We start from the raw sequence: 23,000 nt of genomic DNA on the forward strand, positions 1-23,000 counted from the left end.
CAGAAAGCATGTCGAACGCCTCAACAACACTCCGCGCAAATGCCTGGACTTCAGAACGCCCGCCGAGGCATTCTCCAAACTCAAATCAACCGTTGCACTTCAACCGTGAATCCATCCCTCACCCCAGCGGCCTCTGCCGCCACCTTCACCGCAACGGGCGATCCACTCCGCAACACCGACCAGCTTCGCCGATCACCCGGTGCTCGACATACGCCGACCGGCACAAAAGCCGCCGAGTCTCCAACTGCAGCTAGATGAAAGGTCAGTGGCAGGTCAGTCCCTCCCCATCTGGCCGGACTATAACTCCAACTGCAGGAAAAACTCAGCGGCAGGTCAGAGGTCAGGCAATTGAAGGTTCAGTCTCACTGCAGCGTAACCGCTGAGGCTCTGACTGTGGCTCGGTCAACATTCAGTGGAAGCTCAAATCCAACAGGAGCGAGAACATCCGGAGCCGCCGCGAACGGACTCAGCTTCTAGCTGTCTTTGGCAAATGCTGTATTTGCGAGCAACATCGATCGTGCGTCTTAGCCGTACCGATGATCAATCGCGGCAGGAGCGCTCTGAACGGGCGCGAGAGTTAAATAGTCTCACGCCGTTGCCGCCAAGTCCGGCAGAATTCGAGAGCGGAGATCATCTCCTTCTCCACGGTCGAGACAGAGATGTTCAGGCTGCGCGCGATCTGCGGATAGGTCATGCCGTCGACCTTGCTCAGCAAAAAGATCCGCTGGGTGCGCACCGGCAACGTCTGCAGCGCACGTAGCAGCGCGTCGAGATCCAGCCGGCTCGCCACCGCATCTTCGGGGTCCACCACGCCGGTCTGCAACTGCTCCGACGAAACATTGCTGGCATAAGAGGCGCGGACGCGTTCTGCCCGGATCGTGTCGCAAGCGAGATTGCGCGCGGTCGTGACGACGAGTCCGACGTCCCGTTCGGTCACCTTGCGATTCATCAACTTGATGAACGTCTCGTGGACGACGTCTTCCGCAGTATGCGCATTGCCGGTGATGCGACGCACCATCCGTTTGAGCTGGCCCTGCTCCGCTCCAAATATACTGAGCAGTTCTGTCGCAGACGACATGAGATCCCCATCGTAGCGCATCAGCCCCGACCGAACGCCAAGCGTCCGAAGTAACCACCGAGACGATCGCGACGAAATTCGAAGCTCGGAGGCATTACCGCCGGTCATTCTTCTAACCGCATTCCTCGCGGATCTGTCAACGCCGCCCGGTCTTTGCAATCGATGATTGGTTGAATTCTAAACAATGCACCCGGCTACGATTACGGGGTTGGGCGCTGTCGACCGTTGAACCCATACGGCCCAGCAAGTCGGGCCGCTATGCGGAAGACATACCGATGCCCGAATCCATGCGCGAGATCGCCGAACGCGCTACGTTCCAAAGCTTTGCCAATTGCTACCGGCGCGAAATCGACCCCGGAATGCCCTGTCAGGAACGGCCGGGGTGCGGGGATCGGCGGACCTACGTCGAGTGGTCCTGTCCGATGTCGGCTGCGACATTACGCGCCGAAATCGAACGGGAGTCGCTGTGCGGTCCGCTCCGCTTCGGGCGCGTCTTCATTTGCCGAGCACCGGAAAATGCCTGGCATGAGATCGCACCGCTGCGCGCGCTCTATCTGATGGTGCAGGAATGCTATTCTGGAATCGGCGCCGCACGGACGAAAACGCTGCGCAATGAGGAGGTAGAGCTGCTTGGCCGCGTACTCGCGAGCTATCAGTGCATTGCCGAAAGCCTGCAGCGGTCATCCGGGGAGGCAGGCCGAACCTTCCTCGACGGCGAACAGAGCCTGATATTCGGGCATTGGCTGCACCCGACGCCGAAGAGTCGGCAAGGCATGACCGATTGGCAGAAGCCTGCTTATGCGCCGGAGCATCATGGCCGATTTCCGCTCACATACTTCGCCGTCGACGCTGCGTTGTTACGTCACGGTGGTACCGAAGACATTTCCGTCTCTGACATTATCGAGACACTCCTCCCGGTGGCCGATCGCCCGACCTTGCGTCCCGGCGAAGCCCTTCTGCCCCTCCATCCGCTGCAGGCAGAAGCCGTGATGCTCGATCCCGACATCGCCGACCTCGCCAGGCAAGGCCGGCTTCGCCGCCTCGGTTCGTTCGGGGCGGAGTTCTCGCCGACGTCCTCGGTCCGCACGCTGTACAGCCCGGAGATTCCGTGGATGCTGAAATTCTCCCTGCCGGTACGGATCACCAATTCCTTGCGGATCAATCGGATGCCCGAACTCGAGGCCGGGGTCGCAATGTCGCGGTTGTTTGCGCGCACCGATTTCCTGGCGCGCCATCCTTGCTTCCGCCTGATCCGCGATCCAGCCTACCTGACGCTCGCGCTTCCCGGCCGCACCGAGAGTGGGTTCGAAGTCATCTTCCGCGAGAATCCATTCACAGCGGGCAACGAGAGCAAGGGCATCACGATCGCGGCCCTGACCGCCGATCCTCCGCCTTGCGCGCGCTCACGGCTCGACCTGTTGGTGCGCGACCATGCTGCGCAGCAAGGCGTGCCAGTGGCGAGCGCTGCCCGGCAATGGTTCTCGGCCTATCTCGATTGCGCGCTGGACCCGCTCGTCAAGCTCTATGACGAACTGGGCGTGGCCTTGGAAGCGCATCAGCAGAACGTCCTGCTCGACGTCTCGGCCGGGCTGCCGACCGCGTCCTATTATCGGGACAATCAGGGCTTCTACCTGTCCAATGCCCATCGCGATCGGCTGGTCGCGCTGGTGCCGGACACCGCCGAGATCGGCGGCTTGTATTTTGACGATCGCGTGATCCAGGAGCGCTTTGCCTATTACCTAATCGTCAATCAGCTCTGCTCGGTGATCGCCCGCATGGGGCAGGATCGACTGATCGACGAAGAAGCATTGCTGATTATGTTGCGCGATCGCCTCAACGATTTGGCGCACGAACTCGGCGGCGTCGGACGCGACTTCGCCATCGGCATTGTCGAGCGTCCGACTGTTGCCGCGAAGGCCAATCTGCTGACACGGATGTTCGACATCGACGAGCTGGAGGCCGAGGACGGCCGCGCGATCTATGTGCAGTTGGCAAATCCGCTGTTCGGCAATCGCCGTCCGGCGCGACGGGGAGAAGCTCGTGTCGCTTCCCGGTGACATCCCTGCCCGACCGGATGAGCGGATCGTGCGCCAGCTCATTGCCGCGGCGTTGTACGAAAATCTGTTCGGTCCTTTAGCATCGGCGGCCGCCCCGGCGCGGCCCTTCGAGTGGCGCAGTGGCAGGCAAGCCTGGCGAGCGCGCGGCCGCCTCGGCGCGTTCGGCCGGCCTCGCCTCGAGCCGGGAACGGTCGAGTGCCGAACCGGCAGCGCGTGGCGTCCGGCGTCGATCGGCGATGCGGTTGCGGCCCTTCCCGGTGGCTCGCGTGAGCGAGCGCGGCTCGCTCAGGAACTCGGTCAGACCGAGGCACTGGTGCGTTGGAATCGGCTCCATGCTCCGCGCCGCGACCGGCGACTGATGTCGTTCTCCGCACTCGACGCTGCAATCGACGAAGGGCACCCCTACCATCCCTGCTTCAAGTCGCGCACCGGTTTCGATGAGCACGACCACCGTTGTTACGGCCCCGAAGCCGGTGGCTCGTTCCAATTGGTCTGGCTCGCGGTCACCCGGGATCTCATCCATCTGTCATTGCCAGACGCCGAAGAGACGTTCTGGCAGCGTGAACTCGGCGGCCTCGGACTCGCAGAGATCAAAGCGCGCGCGACTGCCCTCGGCCTCGAACACGGACGTTTCGGCCTGATGCCGATCCATCCATGGCAATGGCATGATCTGTCGGCCGATCGGCTGCGTCCCCTGCTCGAGTCCGGCCGAATTCACCATCTCGGAGTCGCCGGTGACGCCTATCGCGCCAGCCAATCCGTTCGGACGCTCAGTAACGCTCAGAGCCCATGCCGGAGCAGCGTGAAGCTGTCGCTCGGCATCGTCAACACTTCGACTCGCCGCAACATCGAGGCGCATTCGGTCGCGACCGCCCCACTGCTGTCGCGTTGGCTCGACGCAGTTCTCGACGGCGACCCGCTGTTCAAAACCCGCTATCGGCTCGACATCGTCCGCGAATTTGCCGGCGCGATCGTCGATCGGGATGGTCCACTCGGGGGAGACGTCGCGGCGATCTGGCGGGAGAGCGTCGAGAGTAAGCTTGCGGATGGCGAGCGCGCAGTACCGCTCAATACGCTGATGGCGATCGAAGCAGATGGCCTGCCCTTCATCGATCCGTGGCTGCAGCGCTACGGCATCAAGCCATGGCTCGACCGATTGATCGACGTCGCAGTGCTGCCGGTGTGGCGGCTGCTCGTCGTCCATGGCATCGCCACCGAAGCGCACGGCCAAAACATGGTGCTGGTCCACCGCGACGGCTGGCCCGAACGTCTGATCCTGCGCGACTTCCACGACAGTCTGGAGTTCGTGCCGGACTTCCTCGCCGATCCCAATCTGGCGCCGGATTTTCCAGCGCTCGATCCTCGTTATCGTCGCGCGCTGCCGAACCAGTACTATTGGATGGAACGGCCGGAGGACCTGCGCGATCTGTTCGTCGACTGCCTGTTCGTGTTCAATCTATCCGAGATCTCGCATCTGGTGGAGAGCTTCTACGGCCTCAGCGAGGGGGCTTTCTGGCATCGGGTGTCGTTGCGTCTGGCCGCCGACATCGCCGAACACGGCCTCGGTGAGCGCGTCGCCCGTCTCGGCTTCGGCACACCTGAGATCGTGATCGAAAGCCTGCTCGCCCGAAAGCTCGGCCTGCCGGGCGACGCTCTCCAACACAAAGTCCCAAATCCACTTGCGGCCGTCGCGCCGATCGCACGGGAGTACGCATGATTCAGGTCGGCGACAAATTCTACGATCAGGCCCTGCTGCAGGCGATGGGCGCTCGCGCCGCTGAGGCAGTCGGCCTCAATGACCGGTCCAAGCTGAGCATTGCAGTCTGCCTGTCCGATCCGGCAGAATTCCTGGCGCTGCTGCTCGCCATCCGCGATGCCGGCGCCAGCGTGCTGCCGATCCATCCGTCGACGCCGCGTGCTGCAGCGCGCCGGCTGGCAATCGACCTCGGCTGCCACCGGCTGGTGACAGATGGGCTCGCCATCGAGGATCTCGGCGGCGAAGGTCCCGGTCCCGGCGGGCTGATGCAGACCACATCCGGCACCACTGGCGAACCGAAGCGGGTCGCCCGCAGTTGGGCTGAGATCGATCGCGAGATCGATAGCTATGTGACGACCTTCACCGCCCCGCAGGACATGACGCCGCTGATCGCATGTCCGATCACGCATTCCTACGGACTGATCTGCGGCGTTCTGATCGGGCTCCGCCGCGGCCAGATTCCGCACATTCTCGGCACGGCCAATCCAAAATATCTCATCGCTCGCCTGCGCCAGACCAACCGGCCGCTACTGTATTCATCGCCCGCCATGCTCCACACCATCGCCCGCCTGCTGCCCGCAGGCGAGACGATCCATGCTGCGATGACGTCCGGCACCCTGCTGCCAGACCAATGGCTGATGACGATCCGAGCCCGGACGACGCATCTGTTTCAGCAATATGGCTGCTCGGAAGCCGGATGCGTGGCGATCAACCCGAACCTGGCCGCATCGGGCGACATGGGCTTGCCGCTGCCCCATCTACGGGTCGAGGCCGGAGATGCTCGTCAGCCGCGGGAGATCGTGGTCCACGTCGGCGACCGCGAAATCCGGACGGCCGACCTCGGCTACACCAAGGACGATGGCACATTGGTGTTCGTCGGTCGCCTCGACGACACCATCAACGTCTCTGGCCTCAACGTCTATCCAAAGGAGGTCGAGGACGTGGTGATGGCGATGCCGGGTGTGACCGACGCGGTCGTATTCCGACGTCTGGATTCTCTCGCGGGCGAGCGGGTCGCTGTGGCATTCAGCGCGGACCGCAGCATTGCGCCGGCGGAGCTGCGCGACTGGTGTATCAAGAACCTGGCTCCCCATCAGGTCCCCATGGAGACGGTGCGCCTACCCCGGCTGCCACGGCAGGCGAACGGCAAGATCAACCGGCGAGAGATCGCCGCCTTGCATGCCGAAGGACGCCTCGCGTTTTTGGCAGAGGAGACCGCCGCGTGACTCGCGAGCAGATTACGGCCGCGATCCGCCAAGTGCTTGCCGAGCGGTTAAACAACCAGCATCTCGACGGCTTTGGCCCAAAATCACGGCTGAATGCCGACCTCTATCTCGACTCGGTATTGATGCTGGACCTGCTTTTGCATCTGGAGCTCGATCACGGCATCCCCGTCCCCGAAGCGGCCGTCGCAGCGACGGCGATCGAGACAGTGAGCGATCTGGTGGAGTTGTTAGCCGGTTCTTCCCCGGCTACCTCGAGCGCCAGTGATACCGCAGTCGCGGACTCTCCTGACGTCCATGCCGACGTCTATCCGGACATCAAAGTGCATTGCGTCGTGTCGTGTCTCTGCGACGCTGTGAAGGCCGCCGGCCTCGATCATCGCCCGATGTATTTCGGTCTTTGGGACGCCGACTTCGCCGTCTCGGACAAGCTTCAACTGCGCTATCACAGCGATCAGATCAGCCACGGCTTCTTCTGCCAATGGTTCGAGCGACTCTACGGCGTGCATGTCACCGAATGGTACGATCACTCGGCACCCAAACATGCCAATCTCGACAGGCTGATGGCTTTGGTCGCCGCCCGACAGCCGCCCGAAAGCGTGATGGTGATGTTGGACATGTTCCATCTGCCGGAGCGGGAGAACAAGTTCAACCAGAACCCATTTCCGCACTATCTGATGGTCGAAGCGACGGAGGATCCGGAGATCTGGCAGATTCGCGATCCCGACTTCCGCTGGGAGGGACCGATCGCAAAAGACCGTATCCTCAACGCCGTCGCTCAGCCGAGCGTCGCCGGCGGTTACGTATTCGATCGCCGCTCGATACGGCTGCCAACCGCCGCCGACATCGGCGACTATTTTCTGGCGTGCTTCATATCCGACGACAATCCGCTGATCCGCCGCATCCGCGAAGTCGTCGATGCCCATCTCGGCTGCCGCGACGGCCTGCGCCTTCAGGCGCTCGGCGATGCGGTACGTGAGCTTCCCGTGCTGTCGATCCGGAAATGGGCTTACGAGCACGGCTTCGCCTTCTTCTGGCGCGAACTGGAGTTGCCGAACGACGCATTCCTGACGTGGTGCGACCGGATCGAAGAGCTCGCGCTCGGCCTCCCGGCGTTGCATCTGAAGATCCTGCGGTTGGCCCAGACCGAGGATCGCGCCTGCGCCGCCGACATCAATCAGGCGCTGGATCACCTGGATGCTCTGGAGACCGCGATCAAGGCCAAGCTGCACGAGGTCTTCATCGCCTGGTGCGCCCTAAAAGGTCTGACCCAGGCGATGCCCCGTGAACGCCGTGTCGGTGCGCGGTGATGAAACTCTCGGTCTGCACCATCACGTTCCGCCATCACCTGCTCTGCTTCAGCGAGATCGTGGAGTGGGCACAACGCAACGGCTTCGACGGTGTCGAACTGTGGGGCGCTCACGCGCGCGGCTTGATGCGGACGCACCCGGAATACGGTGCAGACTGGATTCGCAGTTGCGGTCTGTCGGTGCCGATGCTGAGCGATTACCTGCCGACAGACGGCGACTTTGCTGACATTCGCCACCGGACCATCCAGCTCTGCCGGATCGCACAGCATTGGTCGGCGCCAAAGATCCGCACCTTCGCCGGTAACAGGCCAAGTGCCGCACTTTCGCGCGACGAGCGCAGAGCCCTGGCCCGCCGGATCGGCGAGATTGCCGGCATCGTCCAAGATCACGGCATCCGCCTGCTGGTCGAAACACACCCGAACACGCTGGCAGACAGTGTCGAGTCGACGCTGTGCCTGTTGGCCGATGCGGATCACCCAGGCCTCGGTATCAATTTCGATGCTTTGCATGTCTGGGAAGCAGGCGATGATCCGGTCCTGGCGCGCCGGACGCTCGCCGAATTCATCGGGCACTATCATCTCAAGAACGTTCGATCGCGCGCCGAGCTCGGTGTGTTCGCCCCTGAGAACGTCTATTCCGCAGCCGGTTGCCGTGACGGCATGGTGCCATTGTTCGACGGCGCGATGGACTACGATAGCTTCCTTTCGGCCTTGGCGGGCGAGACCGATGCGGAAGCGTCGCTCGAATGGTTCGGTCACGATTGCTTCGAAACCCTGGCCCGGGATCGGCTAGCCATACTCGCCCGCTCGATATCGACGAGAGGCCGCCGCGGCTCGGCGGCCACGCAGCAGGCGCGGCGGGCAGTGTCGCGTGCCGCCGGGCACGTCGCCTCTTCAAAAGGACCTTCATGTATTTGATCCGTATGATCGCCATGCTCGCCGCGTTTGCTCTGCCTGCGCTGGCCTCCGCGGAAACCATCGAGATCCAGACCGCCCAAGGTATGGTCAGAGTGCAGGCCAAACCGTCTCGCGTCGCCGTCTTCGACATGGCGGCGCTCGACACGCTCGACCTGCTCGGCGTCAAGGCCGCCGGCGTACCGGATCGGGTATTCCTGCCCGAACTGAAATCAGCCGCTGCCGCCGGCGAGGTCGTCGGCACGCTGTTTGAACCTAATCTCGAAGCCCTTAGCGCGCTCGATCCGGATCTGATCATTCTCGGTGGTCGTTCATCGCCCAAGGCAAAGTTCACTTCGCGTATCGCCCCCACGATCGACATGACGATCGACGGACAGGAACTGGTCCGGGATGCAGAAGCCCGGCTTCAGGCCTACGGCCGGCTGTTCGGCCGCGAGCAGACCGCCGAGCAAGAAAAGCAGAAGTTCAACGCGGCAATCGTCGCGGCACGCGATGCGGCCAAGGGTAAAGGACGCGCGCTGATCGTGATGACCAACGGGCCGAAGATCTCCGCCTTTGGCCTCGGATCGCGGTTCGGCTGGATTCACAGCACGCTCCAGATCGAGCCGGCGGTAACCACCATGGCCCCCTCGATCCACGGCGAAGCGGTCTCCTTCGAGTTCGTCCGCAAGGCCGATCCGGACTGGCTGATCGTGGTCGATCGCGCGATGGCGATCGGGGCCGGCGACAATCAAGCGCGAGCCACGCTCGACAACCAGCTGGTGCGTGACACCAAGGCCTGGAAGAGCGGACGCGTGATCTATCTTCCCTCCGCCGATCTCTACATCGCCGGCGGTGGCATCCAGGCGATGACCCGCGTTCTGGCGGCTCTCACCCGCGGCTTCTCGGAGCCGCGATGATCGCAGTCGAGCGAGCCGCTTCGCGCTCCGCCGGGACGACCGCGCTGCTGGCGCTGGTCGCCCTGTTCGCCGTCAGCATCTTCGTCGGCGTCGGCGATGTCGCGCCGCGCGACGTGTTGACCAATCCGGATACGCTTTATCTCGTCGCCGCGAGCCGGCTGCCACGCACGCTGGCCGCCGTTCTGACCGGTGCCGGCCTCGCGATTGCCGGTCTGGTGATGCAGACGCTGGCTCGCAACCGGTTCGTCGAGCCGACCACGGCGGGGACCGGCCAGAGCGCCGCGCTCGGCATCCTGTTGGTGGCGCTGTTGCTCCCTTCGGCCTCGATCGCCACCAAGACACTGGTCGCGAGCCTGACCGCCCTCGCCGGCACATCGCTGTTCCTGGCGATCGCCCATCGGCTGCCGCCGACGCAGCCGTTTCTGGTGCCGCTGTTCGGGCTGGTCTACGGCGGCGTGGTCGGCGCCGCCGTTACCTTCGTCGCCTGGCACACCGATCTGCTGCAGTTCATCGAGATCTGGACCAACGGCGAGTTCTCCGGCGTGCTGCGCGGTCGCTACGAACTCCTGTGGGTCTCGGCCGCTGTCCTCGCCGTAACCTGGGCGTTCGCCGACCGCCTCACTTTGATGTCGCTCGGACGCGACGTCAGTGTCGGGCTGGGGCTGGACTATGCCCGCATGATGCAAATCGGGCTGCTGATCATCTCGATCGTCACCGCGCTGACCGTGGTGATCGTCGGGATGATCCCGTTCGTGGGTCTCGTGGTTCCCAACATGGTCTCGCGGCTGATCGGCGACAATATGCGATCGCTGATCCCCTGGGTCGCGGGGAGCGGCGCCGCGCTGGTGCTCGCCTGCGACATCATCGGCCGGCTGCTGCACTTCCCCTACGAGATCCCCGTCGGCACCGTGCTGGGCGTCGTCGGCGCAGCGTCATTCCTGTGGCTTCTATTGCGCCGTCCGTCCCATGCGTAACAGATCGACGATCGTCCTGGCCTCGCTTGGCGTGGTCGCGCTCGCTTGCATCGCAGCCTACATGACGGTCGGGCTGCGTGGAAACGTCTGGTTCGCGCTCGAACTGCGCGCCGTCCGCCTGGCTGCGCTGATCGTAGTTGCGGTCTCGATCGCAGTCTCGACGGTGGTGTTTCAGACGGTGACGACCAACCGGATCCTGACGCCGTCGATCATGGGACTCGACGCGCTCTACGTGTTCAGCCAGTCGCTGCTGGTCTTCGCCATCGGCGGGCTTGGTTTCGCGGTGCTGGACCCGCGGCTCAAGTTCGCCGGCGAGGCCACCGTGATGGTGATCCTCGCGGCGCTGCTGTTTCTGCCGCTGCTGAAGGCCCGCATGGACCTGATCCTGATGCTGCTCACCGGCGTCACCGTCGGCGTGCTGTTCCGCAGCCTGTCGTCGCTGCTCGCCCGGCTGATCGATCCCAACGACTTCGTGGTGCTGCAGGGCGCCAGCTACGCCAATTTCAGCAAGATCCACGGCGAGCTTCTGATCGCCGCCTGCGCGCTGACGCTGGTCGGCATCGCCATCGTCTGGCGGATGCGCCACGTCCTCGACGTATTGGCGCTCGGCCGCGATGTCTCGACCGGCCTTGGCCTGGAATGGCCGCGCGTCGTTGCGGGCATGATTATGCTGGTCGCAGCGCTGGTCGCGGTCTCGACCGCGCTCGTCGGGCCGGTGGCGTTCTTCGGCCTGCTGGTCGTCGCCCTCGGCGAACGGCTGATCGATACGCGGCGCCACGCGATCCTGCTTCCGGCCGCGGCGCTGGTCGCCGTGATCGTGCTGGTCGGCGGCCAAACGATCCTGCAGCATGTTCTCGGCGGCGCCTCAACACTTGGCGTCGTCATCGAGTTCGTCGGCGGTCTGGTGTTCCTCGTAATGCTTCTGCACGGAGTCCGGCGATGATCGTCGTGAACAACGTCTCGCTCGCCCATCAGGGCGCGCCGATCCTCCAAGACATCAATCTGGAAATCCCGGAGACCGGCGTCACCGCGTTGATCGGGCCGAACGGAGCCGGCAAATCGAGCCTGTTATCGCTGATCGCCCGGCTTCAGCCATTGCAGCAAGGCACCATCACGGTTGACGGCTTGACCGTCGGCGCGACGCCGAGCCGCATACTCGCCCGCACGCTCGCGATCCTGCGGCAGGATCCGGCGATTGCCAGCCGGCTGCGCGTGCGTGAGCTGGTCGCCTTCGGCCGGTTCCCGCACAATGGCGGCCGCATCACCGACGAAGATCGGGCACTGACCCAGGCCGCGCTCGAACGCTTCGATCTGACGTCATTCGCCGACCGCTTCATCGACACGCTGTCCGGCGGACAGCGGCAACTCGTATTGGTGGCGATGACGTTCTGTCAGGGCACGCGATGGTTGCTGCTGGATGAGCCGCTCAACAATCTCGACATGTTTTATGCCCGCGAGCTGATGCGCGCCCTCCGCGAGATCGCCGACAGCGAACGGCGGGCCATCGTGATCGTTTTGCACGATATCAATCAGGCGGTGACTTACGCCGATTACATCGTCGCCCTGAAGCACGGCGCGGTGGTCGCGAACGGCCCTCCGGCGCTGATCGCAAACACAACCAGCTTGCAGCGGATCTTCGGCTATGAGATGCCGGTCGAAAGCTATCACGGCAAGCCGATCGTTCTGAACCACTTATGAAGTCTTGATGCATTGAAACACGGCATCCTACGATCCCACGCGAGAATGCGGCGACGGCCGCGCGTTGGAGACGCGCGACCTCGATCATGCCCCCGCACAGCGCGAGAGATGGCGTGGAGATGAACACCGCATCGAATGACGACGACCGTCAGCGGGCGCTCCCGGAGGCGACCGAGTGGTTCGTCCGCCTCAACAATCCGCTCGTATCGGACGAGACCCGCCGCGCTTACCAGATCTGGCTCGCGTCGGATGCCGCGCATCCTGCGGCGATGCACGAAGTCTCGGAGCTCTGGGGTGCGCTCGATCAGCCGGCGGCGCAGCTCGCCGCTTCCGGATGGCACCGCGACGCACCGGCGCCAGTCCCGACTCCGCGCCCTCGCCAGCCAGCAAAAATCGACGTGAAGTTCGCCGCCGCTTCGGCGGTGGTGGCGCTGGTGGCGGCGATCTTCATGTGGCGTGATCCCGGCCTCATCGACCGGGCCTTTGCAGATGCGGCCACGCGCCCTGGTGAACGGCGCGACGTGCGCCTCGCCGATGGCTCGTTGGCGGTGCTCGACGGCGACACGGCGCTGAACAGCGACATGGCGGGCGGTCGCCGCGTCGTGACCCTGCTGCGCGGCCGCGCTTGGTTCGACGTCGTTGCCGACTCCGCACGTCCTTTCACCGTCCACGCTGGACAGGTGGACGTTCAGGTTCGCGGCACCGCCTTCGAAGTCGATCGCGATGCTGCGGCGGTGACTGTCGAGCACGGCCGGGTCGCTGTCTCAGACCCTCAGACGACAGATCTCCAAGTCGATCTGACCGATTGGCAACGGGTCGCGTTCCAGAACGGGCGCCTGGGCACGCCAACCGCGATCGAACCGGACCAGGCTTTCGCGTGGCGGCGCGGCCTGATCATCGTCGACCGCGCACCACTGTCGCAGGTCGTCAAAGAACTCGACAAGATGGCGCCCGGTCACGTGCTGATCGTCGATCGGCAACTCGAAAGGACGACGCTGTCCGGTACTTTTCGCGCCGACGATCGGGAGTCGGTGCTGGAGGCGCTGCGCGCCACCCTTGGCGTGCGTACCCTGTCGGTGCCCGGCGTGGCCACGCTGATCTACCGGTAATGCTTCTCAGTATTTTTACGGGTTTTGCCTCGCACGCACGTTGATCAGCGAGGGCTCTGAACGCGTACCCCTCGACCGTCGTGGGGGACGTCAAGACCATGCGAAGATTTGCCAGTGTCGCCGGATCGAGGTGCGGGACCTCCCTCTGTGCGTTGGCACTTCTCGTGACCGCGTCCGAAGCCCGGCCGCAAGCGGACGCGACGTTCGACTTCCGGATCGAGCCCAAGCCGCGCCTGTCGGCGCTGGCCGACTTCACGACGACAACAGGTATTCAGGTCGTTCGGCTCGGCGAAGGCGCAATCAGTGGTGCCTCACCCGCCGTCAGCGGCCGCCTCGCCGCCGAGACCGCGCTGCGCGAGATTCTCGCTGGGTCGAACCTCGCCTATCGCTTCACCGGCCCCCGCACCGTCACCATCGAGTCGGCGCCCGACGCCGCCATCGCGCTCGAAACAATCAGTGTGACTGAGGTCAGCATCGGGCGCGGCGGCATCAGCGAAATCGATATCACCAGCGCCGATATCGAACGCCGAAATGCGACCGACCTGAGAGGCGTGTTCCGCGGCGAACCAAGCATCGTGGTCGGATCATCCTTGCCGATGTCCCAGAAGCTCTATGTCCAGGGCATTGAGGAAACCAATCTGGCGATCTCGATCGACGGCTCACGCCAAAACAACAAGGTATTCCACCACAACGCCACCACGATGATCGACCCCAGCTTGCTCAGGGCGGTCCGCGTCGATGCCGGTGTGGCACCAGCCGATGCCGGCCCCGGCGCGCTCGGCGGCGCGATTGCTTACTTCACCAAGGACGCACGAGACTTCCTCTCCGCGGACGGTTTCGGGGGCTCGATTAAGTCGACGTTCAATTTCAACGGCAACGTCTCGACCACCAACCTCACCAGCTACAGCCGCCAGGGCGAATTCGAGGCGCTCGGCTCGTTCACTTACGGCAAAGGCAGCGAGTTTCGAGCCGGTAACGGCGAACAGGTGCTCGGCAGCGCCACCAATGTCTTGAGCGGGCTCGGTAAGCTCGCCTATCAGAACGCCGACGGACATCGCTTGTCCATCAGCCACGAGCAGATCCGCGACAACGCCATCCGGCCGTTCCGCGCCAATGCGGTGCAGATCTACGGCCCCCAGACGACGCCGCCCGTCCGCCCCTACAAGCTCGACCGGCAGAACACCGTCGTCAGCTACTCTAATGTCTCTCCGGAGGGGTGGTGGAATCCGAATGTCGTGCTTGGCTACAACCGCACTCAGGTCGCGGTCGATCAGTACGCCGGCGCCACGCCTGAGACCTACAGCTACACCAGCGAAGGCGTCACCGACAGTCTCAACGGGAAGCTGGAGAACAAGTTCGCGCTGCCGATCGGCGACATCGTTGCCGGCATCGATTTCTATCGCGACCGCGCCCGATCGATCGAACGGACTTACCGAACTGCCGAGACCGCCAACAATGTCGGCGCCTACGCACAGGCCCGCCTGACATTCCTGGACAACGCCAAGCTGTCGTTCGGGCTACGCGGCGACCATCAGCAGTTCGGCGGCATCAACGGCTTCCGCTCCAGCGACCAGGGCTTGAGCAGCAACGTATCGGGCGACTACGCCCTGACCAGTCACCTGACCGCGAAAGCAGGTTACTCCAACGTCTGGGCCGGCGTTCCGCTTGCAGAAAACTACGTCCAGAACCCGGCCTGGAACTACGGCACCGGACCGCGTTCGGTCACCTCGGACAACGCCACCGCCGGCCTGGTGGCGCACTTTACGAGCTTCCGGATCGAGGGCGGCGTATTCCGGACTCGAATCCGGGATGCCCGCGTCCCACTGTGGGGCGCCGACATGGCGCTGCGCGCCTTCGATGTGCAGAGCGAGGGCTTCCACGTCGCCGGCGCCTACTCTTGGGACGCTGGCTCTGTTCGCCTGCAGTTCGTTCGCACCGACGCGACGATCAACGGCAGGCCCGCCGACAGCTACCTCGGCAAGTACCTGACCGCTCCGATCGGCGACATCCTGACGGTCCAGGTCGCGCACAGCTTCGCGTCATCGAGCCTGACGATCGGCGGTGATGTGGAGATCGCTTTCGAGGACGACAGCCTGCTGAACCCTTTCACCGGGATCGGACGGCTCGACGGCTACGAGGTCGTCAACGTCTTTGCCGAACACCATCCGTTCGCCCTGCCCTCGCTCACGCTGCGCGGCGAGGTTCGCAATCTGTTGAACCAGACCTATGCGGCACGCGGCACCTACGGCCTCGAATACGGCAGCGGCGTCGTGCGGCCACTCTATGACCCAGGCCGCTCCTACCTCGTCAGCGCCAAGCTGACGTTCTAGCAGGCCCGCGCCATGGACAACGACATGCATGTGATCATTCGAGCGATGCGCCGGGAAGATACCGCCGACATCTACGACATCGTCAATCAACACGCCTTTCGGTTCTGGACTCTCGCCCTTCCCTTCGAGTCGTTCGAAACCATCGCCAAATGGCTGGAGCCGCAGTCCCCGCGCGACCTGCACTACTCGGCCGAGCTGGATGGACGCATCATCGGAGCGTCAGCCTTGCGCCCGTTTTACGGGCGCCGCGCCCACGCAGCGGAATTCTGGATCGGCGTTCACGAAGACTACGCGCGCATCGGCGTCGGCTCGAAGCTGCTCGCCGCGATGATCGACACCGCCGACAACTGGCTGAACATCAAACGGCTGGAGATGACGGTGTTCACCGACAATGTCGCAGCGTTGGCGCTGTACGCGAAGTTCGGTTTCACGATCGAGGGCACCCACAAGGCCGCCAGCTTTAGAGACGGTGAGTTCGTCGACGCCCATTGCATGGCGCGGCTGCGATGAACCGCCGCTCCCTCCCTCGCATGCGGCCTCGACCCGCTGCTCAACGCGGCAGCGAAACCTGGCCCCAGATCACAGCTGATCGCCCGCAAGCTTCCGCGGCGCGACGATAGCCCTCCACGACATTCCACAAAGAACATCTCGGAGATATTGATGAGAAAGAAAGTTGGTCAGGTCGCTCTGGTCGTTTCCGGCTTCGGCGTGATGCCGCTTGCCGATGGCGCCTTGGCGCAAACGTCGTCGGCGCGCTCGACGAACCTGCCTCCGATCGAGATCCTCGAACCGCAAGCGCGTCAGCGCGCAGCGAGCCGGCCTGCGAGCACTGCCGCCAATCCGCGCCGGGTGGCATCCCGTCCTCGCGCGCGGCAAGCCGACGCGCCCCCGTCAGTCTTCCCCACCCCCGGGGTGCCGCAGACCGGAACGGTCGGACAGCCGCCGGTCCCCTATGCCGGTGGCCAGGTTGCCAGCGGTGCGCGCCTCGGCCTGCTCGGCAACACCTCGATCTTCTCGGCGCCGTTCAACATCACCAGCTTCACCTCCAAACTGATGGAGGATCAGCAGGCACGGAGCATCGCAGACGTCGTGTCGAACGATCCGTCGGTTCGCAACGACGCCCCCCCGTTCAGCGAGCGCGACTCGTTCTTCATCCGCGGCTTTTCGGTGACCAACCTCGACACCGCCTATGACGGGCTGTTCTATCTGGCCAATCCGCGGCGGAGCTTCCTCGAGGGCATCGAGCGGGTCGAAATCCTCAAAGGCCCGAGCGCGCTGCTCAGCGGCGGCACCGCCCGCGTCGGCGGCACCATCAACCTGATCCCGAAGCGGGCCGGCGACGAACCGCTGACGCGCCTGACGACCGGCTGGATGAGCGACTCTCAGTTCTGGAACCACATCGATGTCGGTCGCCGTTTCGGCGACTTCAAGGAATGGGGCGTTCGCTTCAACGGCTCCTACCGCAATGGCGATACGCCGCTGGAGCTCAATTCGGTCGAGGTCGGCGTCGCCTCGCTCGGCCTCGATTATCGCAGCGAAGACTTCCGCGCCTCGCTGGATCTCAACAGCTCGGTCCAGCACATCAATGCCCCAACGTCGCTGTTCAACTCGGCGGTGCCGAACATCGTCATCCCACCCGCACCGAACGGCCGCATCAACACCGCGAGCAAGGACGAGTACATCGACAGCCGCTACAAGATGATCGCTGGCCGCGCCGAATACGACATTCTGCCGGACACCACGCTGTATCTTGCCGGTGGCGGCAGCATCTACAATGAAGATTTTCTCACCTCGTCCTACCGGATCACCAATTACAACGGGACGGCGACCAACACGCTCGCAATCCAGCCGCAGGAGCTGCAGGGCTATACGGGCGAGATCGGGCTGCGGTCGAAATTCAGGACCGGCGTGATCGGCCACCAGCTCAACATCTCGGCAGTGGAGGCCAACAACGAGCTGTATCGCGGCGGAACGCTCGGCTTTAAGTCGTACAGTTACGCGACCAACATCTACAATCCGGTCCGCCCATTGCCCGGGGCTTTTCAGACCAGCGGATTCGCGCAGTCCGACGACCGGCCGCTGCTGTCGCGGCTGACCGCTCGCAGCGTCGCGGTCTCCGACACGCTTTCATTGTTCAACGACCGGCTGCTTCTGACCCTCGGCGGCCGTTGGCAGGACATCGCACTCGCCGGCTTCGTCACCGCGGCTGGGCCCACGCAGGGCACCCGCTCGTCCTACTATAACGAAGCTCGCTTCAGCCCCGCCGTCGGCGCCGTGATCCGTGCGACGGACGAGCTGTCGATCTACGCAAACTACATCGAATCGCTCGACGCCGGACCGACGTCGCGAAACTCCGACACGGTGTTTCCGCCAATGGTCAGCAAGCAACAAGAGGTCGGCGCCAAGTATGATTTCGGCTTCGTGGCGCTGACGGCCTCACTGTTCCAGATCGAGCAGCCCAGTGCCTACACCGACCCCACCACCAACATCCTCTCGGTCGACGGGCTGCAGCGCAACCGCGGTGCCGAATTCAACGTCTTCGGCGAACCGTTCAAGGGGTTCCGGCTGCTTGGCGGCATCGCCCTGATTGATGCCAAACTGGTATCGACGATCGGCGGCCGCTACAACGGCAACGACGTGCCCGGCGTGCCGACCACCTCGCTGACCCTTTACGGCGAATACGATCTGCCGGCCTGGATGGCTCCGGGCGTCACCCTCACCGGCCGCGTCATCCACACGGCTGATGTATTCTACGATCAGGCGAACACCCAGACCGTGTCCGATTGGACGCGGGTCGACCTCGGCGCCCGCTACACGTTCACGGCTCCGAACGGAAAACCCGCCGTGCTGCGCGCCACCATCGAGAACGTCGCAGATACCGCCTATTATCTGTCGGCTGCGCGCGGCTATCTGGCCGTCGGCGCGCCTCGCACCTACATGGTGTCGGCGACCTTCAACTTCTGATCGCCGATCGTGCGGCGCGCGGTTCAGCGACGCCGTGCAAACAAAACGAAACGGCTCAGGCAGCGCCCCGCCTGAGCCGTTCATCAATCAATCAACATCGAGATCGTGCATGAACTCATCCCCGACCTCCGGCTCACAAACGACCCACGCCTCCGTGCCGACGGTCCACGCCAGCCGCTATCTTCAGCAACTCTGCAAGCACTGGTCGCATAAATTCGAAACCGAGTTCGATTTGAGCCAGGGCCGGATTTCTTTGCCGCTGGGAGAGGCTCGGCTGACCGCCACGTCCGACGCTTTGATGATCGATCTGACCGCGACCAATGCGGCCAACATGACCACCTTCCAGGAGGTCGTCGTGAGCCATATCGAACGCTTCGCATTTCGCGAACAGCTGTGCTTCGTCTGGGAGTAAGGAGCTACTTGTCAGCCAACGATACAACCGCGTGTAGGTCGACATAGAGGAGACGTTCTGTTCGGCAACGGCGGGGTAAGCCTCGAGGGTCTCGGTGAAAGTCTCGCTTATCGCTCAGAGAATGTTGTTCGCGAGCAGAAATACGAGTCCTGGGGTGGCTCGCTCGGAACGGCTCCGACGCCCGCCCCAGAACGCCCGGATCTGAACGATACCGCCGAGACCTCCGAGTTCAGCGCTGACCGCAACCGCAGCGCAATTCCCGAGCCGTGCAGCGACGCCGCCGGCCACGCGAGCAGCGGCACCGATGCCAGCCGCCAGCCGTCGATGACGGAGCATAGACGCTCAATCCACCCTGAGATTGCCTGAGAGTATCCGTACTGGCCCGCTCAGCCGCTTCAGTTGCACTCACCCCTCGCCCGGAGCTGGGCTGGTGAACCCATAAAGAAACAGGTCGACGACCGTGTCGGCGAATTCGGTCGGGCTCAGTCCACGGGCTGGATCGAACCAAGTGTGACTGAAGTTCAGAATCCCGAACAGCATCATGGTGTAGACCGTCTTGGTCCGCTTCACGATCTTGCGCCGGCTGTCCAATCGGATCAGAAGTTCCGAAACGATCTCGACGATCTGCCGCTCCAACGCTCTGATCGACGTCTGCTCGGCCTCGCTGAGAAAGGCCATATCGTTCAGGATGAGACGCTGCTCGTTAGGAGAACGCGCGTTGAGCTCGACGATCGCGCGGATCGCGGCACGAAACTGAGCAAGCGTGTCCGTCTCGGCTGCGATCGCGTCCTCGACGTCCGCGATCATGCGCCGGACGTGGGCATCGAGGATGGCGAACAGGATCGCTTCCTTGGACTGGAAGTAATGATAGAGCGCTCCACGGGACAACCGGCAGGCGTCCGCGAGCTCGGCGATCGAGGCCCGCATGTAGCTCTGCCGGGCAAATAGTTCGCAAGCGACGGTCAGAATCCCATTCTGGATGTCGTCGTAGTTTTCTGAGCGGGTCCGCGCCATTACAGCCTTTCGAGCCGTCCGACCGCGAGTCGGACCGGTTGTCTGTTTGCGCCTCCGTTACTGCCCAGACGCGGCCGGTGCAATCATTTATCGAACGGCCGACCGGATTAGGGAGGCATTCGAACCGCCCTGCCCGAAGCCCATGCGGAAGCAGACAGACGAAACCTGAGGCGCGCACGAACGCCGGCTTACAGACCACGGAAATGAGGACGACGTTTACTGGCGAAGGCCACCACACCTTCCTGTGCGTCACCGGTTCGGGCCGAAACGACGATGGTCTCACATTCCTCGCCGAGTTGCTCCGTCAGCCCGGTTTCAAAGGATTGGCGGAGCAGCCGGCGCATCGCGCCGTAAGCTTTGGTCGGACCAGCCGCGAGCTTTCTGGCGATCCCATAGGCTTCGTCTTCCACCTCGCCATCGGCCACAACCCGGGTGACGATGCCGTATGCGAGGGCTTCATCGGCGGTCAGGCGGCGGTTCAGCAGAAAGAGTTCCTGAGCCCGGCGCATGCCGACCATCCGCGGCAGAAACCAGGTGTTGCCGCCGTCAGAAGTCAGGCCGAGCGCGGCGTAGCCGAGCGCGAACCGAGAATCGTGGGCTGCGACCACGATGTCGGCGGCGTAAAGAAGGCCCAAGCCTCCCCCTGCCGCCGCCCCCCGAACGGCTGCGATCACAGGCGCATCGAAGCCCGTCAGCCTCTCGATGGCGAGATGATATCCGTCGATCATTGAGCGCAAACGGGCGGGCAGTTCGGCCGGCTCGGTGCCGGCGAACAATGCGACGTCGCCGCCGACAGTGAAGTTGGCTCCCGACCCTGCGATCACGATTGCGCGCACGCCGCTGGCGTCCGCAATCGCCTTCACGGCCGCATTCAATTCGGACGCCATCGCTTCATTGATGGCGTTGCCTTGTTCTGGCCGGTTCAGCCGAAGCGTGGCGATGCCTTCCACGATATCGAGCCGCACCACGCCCGTCGTCGGGCCGGCTGCGTCACGCCAACGCGCGGTGTCGGTGAATTGCTGGAGCGCGCTGATCCGCTCACCGTCGAATGTCAGGATGTGCGCAAAGGCAGCGTCGAGCGCTCCACCGTTTCGGCTACGCCCGCGATAACGGCCAGTTGCCAGCAAACGATCGTCGCCGATCTCGAGGAAATTGTCCGGCTCGGCCCGAGCATCGAAATGCCTTGCGATTCCGCCCCAGCCGTTGCGACGCATCGCGGCCGCGCCGTCGTGCTTGCCGCCGACCTGGAACGGCATGCCTTCTGCGATCTCTCCGACAAAATCTGGATGCAGAATCCGGTCGAGATGCTCGCGGTCTCCGGCAGACAAAGCGTCGTACAACGAGCGCGCCAGATCCGCTCGACTCCTTGGTTGCATGGGTGCACCTCCTAACGGGACGAATGCGGTCTTAATTGCCAGTCACGGACGGCCGCTGTTGCGGCCGCCACGCTCCATCAACCAACGGCGCGCTCGCGTACGGCCCAGTACGGCCCACGCAACTCGTGCTTGAGCAGCTTACCAGCCGCCGACACCGGCAATGCGTCGCGGAATTCGACGCTCGCCGGACACTTGTAGCCGGCGATGTACTTGCGGCAATGGTCGCGCAGCTCGGCTGATGTCGCCTCGGCGCCTGTGCGAAGGACGACGACGGCATGGACTTGCTCGCCCCACCGCGCGCTCGGAATGCCGATCACTGCGCAACTCGCGATCGCGGGATGCCGCGCCAACGCGTTCTCCACCTCCGCGGAGTAGACATTCTCGCCTCCGGAAACGATCATGTCCTTCAGCCGGTCCACGATGAACAAGAAACCTTCGGGATCGACGTAGCCCATGTCGCCAGAGCGCAGCCACCCGTTGCGAAAGGCGTCCGTCGTTTCCTGCTCTCGATTCCAATAGCCGGTCATGACGCCGATGCCGCGAGCGACGATCTCGCCCACCGCTCCGACTTGGTTCTCCGCGCCGTCGAGATCCTGGATCTGCATCTCGATGCCCCACGCCGGTCTCCCGGCCGACCGCAGACGGGCCTTGTCGGCGGGATCGTCCGAGCGATGGCAATGAGGCGGCAGGATCGTGTACGGCCCTCCTGTCTCGGTCATGCCGTAACCCTGGTAGAAGTCGACCTGTGGCAGCGCCTTCAACAGCCGCCCAAGAAGCTCTTCATTGATCGGCGACGCGCCGTACACGATCTTTCGCAGGCTGCCGAGGTCGAACTCGCCGAACTCGGGATGTTCGATCAGCCGCTGCAGCATCGTCGGCACCAGCAGTGTGAACGTCGCCCGCTCCGTCGTGATCGCCCGCAACACCTGCGCGGGCTCGAACGCCTCTACGTAGACGGTTCTGCAACCTCGCACCAATGCTCGGATCAGGATACACATCCCGGCTTGGTGAAAGATCGGCGCAACGGCGAGCACGACCTCGTCGGAACCGTAAGCCACGTCGAGCAGATTACAGATCGCGTTCCCGAGCAGCGCGTTGTGGCTCAGCATGACGCCTTTCGGAAACCCCGTGGTGCCGCCCGTGTAAAACACGCCGGCGAGATCATCGCCTCCGCGCCGTGCATCTCCCACCGGCCGGGCTTCCCGCATCAATTGCTCAGCGTGCAGCACGCCTTCGGGCGCGATACCGTCGCCGAAGTAAACGATCGTCTTCAGCGACCTGCTGAGCGCCCGAAGGTCGTCGCACCACGATAGGAAATGATCATCGACGAGCAAGATGTTGGTGTCGCAATCGTCGAGAGAAAAGGCGACTTCGGCCGCGCTCCAGCGGGTATTCGCCGGATTGAGCGCACCGCCGCCCCACCAGACGCCGAGCATGTACTCCAGATAGCGATCCGAATTCAGCGCGAGCATCGCAACGCGGTCGCCCGGCGCCATGCCGATCTGTTGGAGGACCGCGGCGAGCCGCGCAGTCCGATCCGCAAGTTCCCGCCATGTTCGACGCCGATCGCCGAAGATCGTCCCCACGGCGTCGGGCGCGCATCGGATCTGACGATGCAGTCCATCGGTCAAGTTGAGTTTCACCTGGTCGTTCTCCCTCGATTCGATCACGCGAATTCCGAGCTTGGTGCCTCGGCGCGGCGATCATTGGCCCTCTTAACGGGGCACATCATTAGACCGACGCGTCGGTCTAATTCCTGGCCGCGGTTTCCGTCCTGTCGGCCTGCAAGCCGCGGCTTAATTGTCGCGCATTCCGACCGGTCGCACCGCGTTCAATTTCGCGGATTCCCCACCCGTCGCGATCATCGGACGCGAGAACCGACGTTG

Annotated in this window: 18 protein-coding genes and 1 pseudogene; 15 read left to right on the plus strand and 4 right to left on the minus strand. The window is 63.7% G+C overall.

What is annotated here, in order from left to right:
- Window positions 1–109 (plus strand): annotated as a pseudogene (locus tag DY468_RS25010) (IS30 family transposase); the annotation flags it as partial.
- A 468-nt stretch (window positions 110–577) separates the two neighbouring features.
- On the opposite strand, the gene DY468_RS13055 reads toward DY468_RS25010, so the two are convergent.
- Complete coding sequence (locus DY468_RS13055) at window positions 578–1,078, minus strand: RNA polymerase sigma factor (RefSeq protein ID WP_246700966.1); 501 nt, start codon at window positions 1,076–1,078, stop codon at window positions 578–580.
- A 275-nt stretch (window positions 1,079–1,353) separates the two neighbouring features.
- On the opposite strand from DY468_RS13055, the gene DY468_RS13060 reads away from it, so the two are divergent.
- From DY468_RS13060 to DY468_RS13125, 14 genes are all read left to right on the plus strand, one after another.
- Window positions 1,354–3,135, plus strand: a complete 1,782-nt coding sequence (locus DY468_RS13060; protein ID WP_164605235.1) for an IucA/IucC family protein — start codon at window positions 1,354–1,356, stop codon at window positions 3,133–3,135.
- Window positions 3,136–3,493: 358 nt separating this feature from the next.
- Window positions 3,494–4,852 (plus strand): IucA/IucC family protein, encoded by a 1,359-nt coding sequence (locus DY468_RS13065; RefSeq protein ID WP_246700967.1) that lies wholly within the window; start codon window positions 3,494–3,496, stop codon window positions 4,850–4,852.
- A complete protein-coding gene (locus tag DY468_RS13070; protein ID WP_164605237.1) occupies window positions 4,849–6,117 on the plus strand; it encodes an AMP-binding protein in 1,269 nt (422 codons plus the stop codon). The genes DY468_RS13065 and DY468_RS13070 overlap by 4 nt, the downstream gene beginning before the upstream one ends.
- Complete coding sequence (locus DY468_RS13075) at window positions 6,114–7,424, plus strand: DUF6005 family protein (protein ID WP_164605276.1); 1,311 nt, start codon at window positions 6,114–6,116, stop codon at window positions 7,422–7,424. The genes DY468_RS13070 and DY468_RS13075 overlap by 4 nt, the downstream gene beginning before the upstream one ends.
- Window positions 7,424–8,341 (plus strand): sugar phosphate isomerase/epimerase family protein, encoded by a 918-nt coding sequence (locus tag DY468_RS13080; protein WP_164605238.1) that lies wholly within the window; start codon window positions 7,424–7,426, stop codon window positions 8,339–8,341. The genes DY468_RS13075 and DY468_RS13080 overlap by 1 nt, the downstream gene beginning before the upstream one ends.
- On the plus strand, window positions 8,332–9,237 hold the full coding sequence (locus DY468_RS13085) for a siderophore ABC transporter substrate-binding protein (RefSeq protein ID WP_164605277.1): 906 nt from the start codon (window positions 8,332–8,334) through the stop codon (window positions 9,235–9,237). The genes DY468_RS13080 and DY468_RS13085 overlap by 10 nt, the downstream gene beginning before the upstream one ends.
- Complete coding sequence (locus DY468_RS13090; protein ID WP_164605239.1) at window positions 9,234–10,211, plus strand: ABC transporter permease; 978 nt, start codon at window positions 9,234–9,236, stop codon at window positions 10,209–10,211. The genes DY468_RS13085 and DY468_RS13090 overlap by 4 nt, the downstream gene beginning before the upstream one ends.
- Complete coding sequence (locus DY468_RS13095; RefSeq protein ID WP_164605240.1) at window positions 10,204–11,154, plus strand: iron chelate uptake ABC transporter family permease subunit; 951 nt, start codon at window positions 10,204–10,206, stop codon at window positions 11,152–11,154. The genes DY468_RS13090 and DY468_RS13095 overlap by 8 nt, the downstream gene beginning before the upstream one ends.
- Window positions 11,151–11,909 carry an iron ABC transporter ATP-binding protein gene (locus DY468_RS13100; RefSeq protein ID WP_164605241.1) on the plus strand — a complete coding sequence of 253 codons (759 nt, stop codon included), beginning with the start codon at window positions 11,151–11,153 and terminating at the stop codon, window positions 11,907–11,909. The genes DY468_RS13095 and DY468_RS13100 overlap by 4 nt, the downstream gene beginning before the upstream one ends.
- Before the next feature lie 119 nt (window positions 11,910–12,028).
- Window positions 12,029–13,018, plus strand: a complete 990-nt coding sequence (locus DY468_RS13105) for a FecR family protein (protein ID WP_164605242.1) — start codon at window positions 12,029–12,031, stop codon at window positions 13,016–13,018.
- A 164-nt stretch (window positions 13,019–13,182) separates the two neighbouring features.
- The gene (locus DY468_RS13110) at window positions 13,183–15,348 is read left to right on the plus strand and encodes a TonB-dependent receptor (RefSeq protein ID WP_349644274.1); all 2,166 of its coding nucleotides are present in this window, start codon (window positions 13,183–13,185) and stop codon (window positions 15,346–15,348) included.
- 24 nt (window positions 15,349–15,372) lie between these two features.
- Window positions 15,373–15,858: a GNAT family N-acetyltransferase gene (locus tag DY468_RS13115; protein ID WP_246700968.1), complete on the plus strand. Its 486-nt coding sequence runs from the start codon at window positions 15,373–15,375 to the stop codon at window positions 15,856–15,858.
- A 150-nt stretch (window positions 15,859–16,008) separates the two neighbouring features.
- Window positions 16,009–18,312, plus strand: coding sequence for a TonB-dependent siderophore receptor (locus DY468_RS13120; RefSeq protein WP_164605245.1), 2,304 nt, complete (start codon window positions 16,009–16,011; stop codon window positions 18,310–18,312).
- A gap of 109 nt (window positions 18,313–18,421) precedes the next feature.
- Entirely contained in the window at window positions 18,422–18,724 is a 303-nt protein-coding gene (locus DY468_RS13125) for a DUF2218 domain-containing protein (RefSeq protein ID WP_164605246.1), read from the plus strand.
- Window positions 18,725–19,129: 405 nt separating this feature from the next.
- Here DY468_RS13125 and DY468_RS13130 read toward each other — a convergent pair whose 3' ends face one another.
- The 3 genes from DY468_RS13130 to DY468_RS13140 form a co-directional block, all read right to left on the minus strand.
- Window positions 19,130–19,738, minus strand: coding sequence for a TetR/AcrR family transcriptional regulator (locus tag DY468_RS13130; RefSeq protein WP_164605247.1), 609 nt, complete (start codon window positions 19,736–19,738; stop codon window positions 19,130–19,132).
- Between the two features lie 188 nt (window positions 19,739–19,926).
- Window positions 19,927–21,078, minus strand: a complete 1,152-nt coding sequence (locus DY468_RS13135; RefSeq protein WP_164605248.1) for an enoyl-CoA hydratase-related protein — start codon at window positions 21,076–21,078, stop codon at window positions 19,927–19,929.
- 113 nt (window positions 21,079–21,191) lie between these two features.
- On the minus strand, window positions 21,192–22,784 hold the full coding sequence (locus DY468_RS13140; protein ID WP_349644275.1) for an acyl-CoA synthetase: 1,593 nt from the start codon (window positions 22,782–22,784) through the stop codon (window positions 21,192–21,194).
- Window positions 22,785–23,000 lie beyond the last annotated feature (216 nt).

The sequence above is a fragment of the Rhodopseudomonas sp. BR0M22 genome (assembly GCF_010907035.1).
Classification (GTDB): domain Bacteria; phylum Pseudomonadota; class Alphaproteobacteria; order Rhizobiales; family Xanthobacteraceae; genus Rhodopseudomonas.

What these genes read in the sequence shown, in the direction of transcription:
- DY468_RS13065 (WP_246700967.1), top strand. Translation starts at nt 3,494, where the DNA reads ATGTCGTTCTCCGCACTCGACGCTGCAATCGACGAAGGGCACCCCTAC.
- DY468_RS13130 (WP_164605247.1), bottom strand. Translation starts at nt 19,738, where the DNA reads ATGGCGCGGACCCGCTCAGAAAACTACGACGACATCCAGAATGGGATT.
- DY468_RS13085 (WP_164605277.1), top strand. Translation starts at nt 8,332, where the DNA reads ATGTATTTGATCCGTATGATCGCCATGCTCGCCGCGTTTGCTCTGCCT.
- DY468_RS13095 (WP_164605240.1), top strand. Translation starts at nt 10,204, where the DNA reads ATGCGTAACAGATCGACGATCGTCCTGGCCTCGCTTGGCGTGGTCGCG.
- DY468_RS13060 (WP_164605235.1), top strand. Translation starts at nt 1,354, where the DNA reads ATGCCCGAATCCATGCGCGAGATCGCCGAACGCGCTACGTTCCAAAGC.
- DY468_RS13100 (WP_164605241.1), top strand. Translation starts at nt 11,151, where the DNA reads ATGATCGTCGTGAACAACGTCTCGCTCGCCCATCAGGGCGCGCCGATC.
- DY468_RS13070 (WP_164605237.1), top strand. Translation starts at nt 4,849, where the DNA reads ATGATTCAGGTCGGCGACAAATTCTACGATCAGGCCCTGCTGCAGGCG.
- DY468_RS13080 (WP_164605238.1), top strand. Translation starts at nt 7,424, where the DNA reads ATGAAACTCTCGGTCTGCACCATCACGTTCCGCCATCACCTGCTCTGC.
- DY468_RS13105 (WP_164605242.1), top strand. Translation starts at nt 12,029, where the DNA reads ATGAACACCGCATCGAATGACGACGACCGTCAGCGGGCGCTCCCGGAG.
- DY468_RS13055 (WP_246700966.1), bottom strand. Translation starts at nt 1,078, where the DNA reads ATGTCGTCTGCGACAGAACTGCTCAGTATATTTGGAGCGGAGCAGGGC.
- DY468_RS13125 (WP_164605246.1), top strand. Translation starts at nt 18,422, where the DNA reads ATGAACTCATCCCCGACCTCCGGCTCACAAACGACCCACGCCTCCGTG.
- DY468_RS13120 (WP_164605245.1), top strand. Translation starts at nt 16,009, where the DNA reads ATGAGAAAGAAAGTTGGTCAGGTCGCTCTGGTCGTTTCCGGCTTCGGC.
- DY468_RS13115 (WP_246700968.1), top strand. Translation starts at nt 15,373, where the DNA reads ATGCATGTGATCATTCGAGCGATGCGCCGGGAAGATACCGCCGACATC.
- DY468_RS13090 (WP_164605239.1), top strand. Translation starts at nt 9,234, where the DNA reads ATGATCGCAGTCGAGCGAGCCGCTTCGCGCTCCGCCGGGACGACCGCG.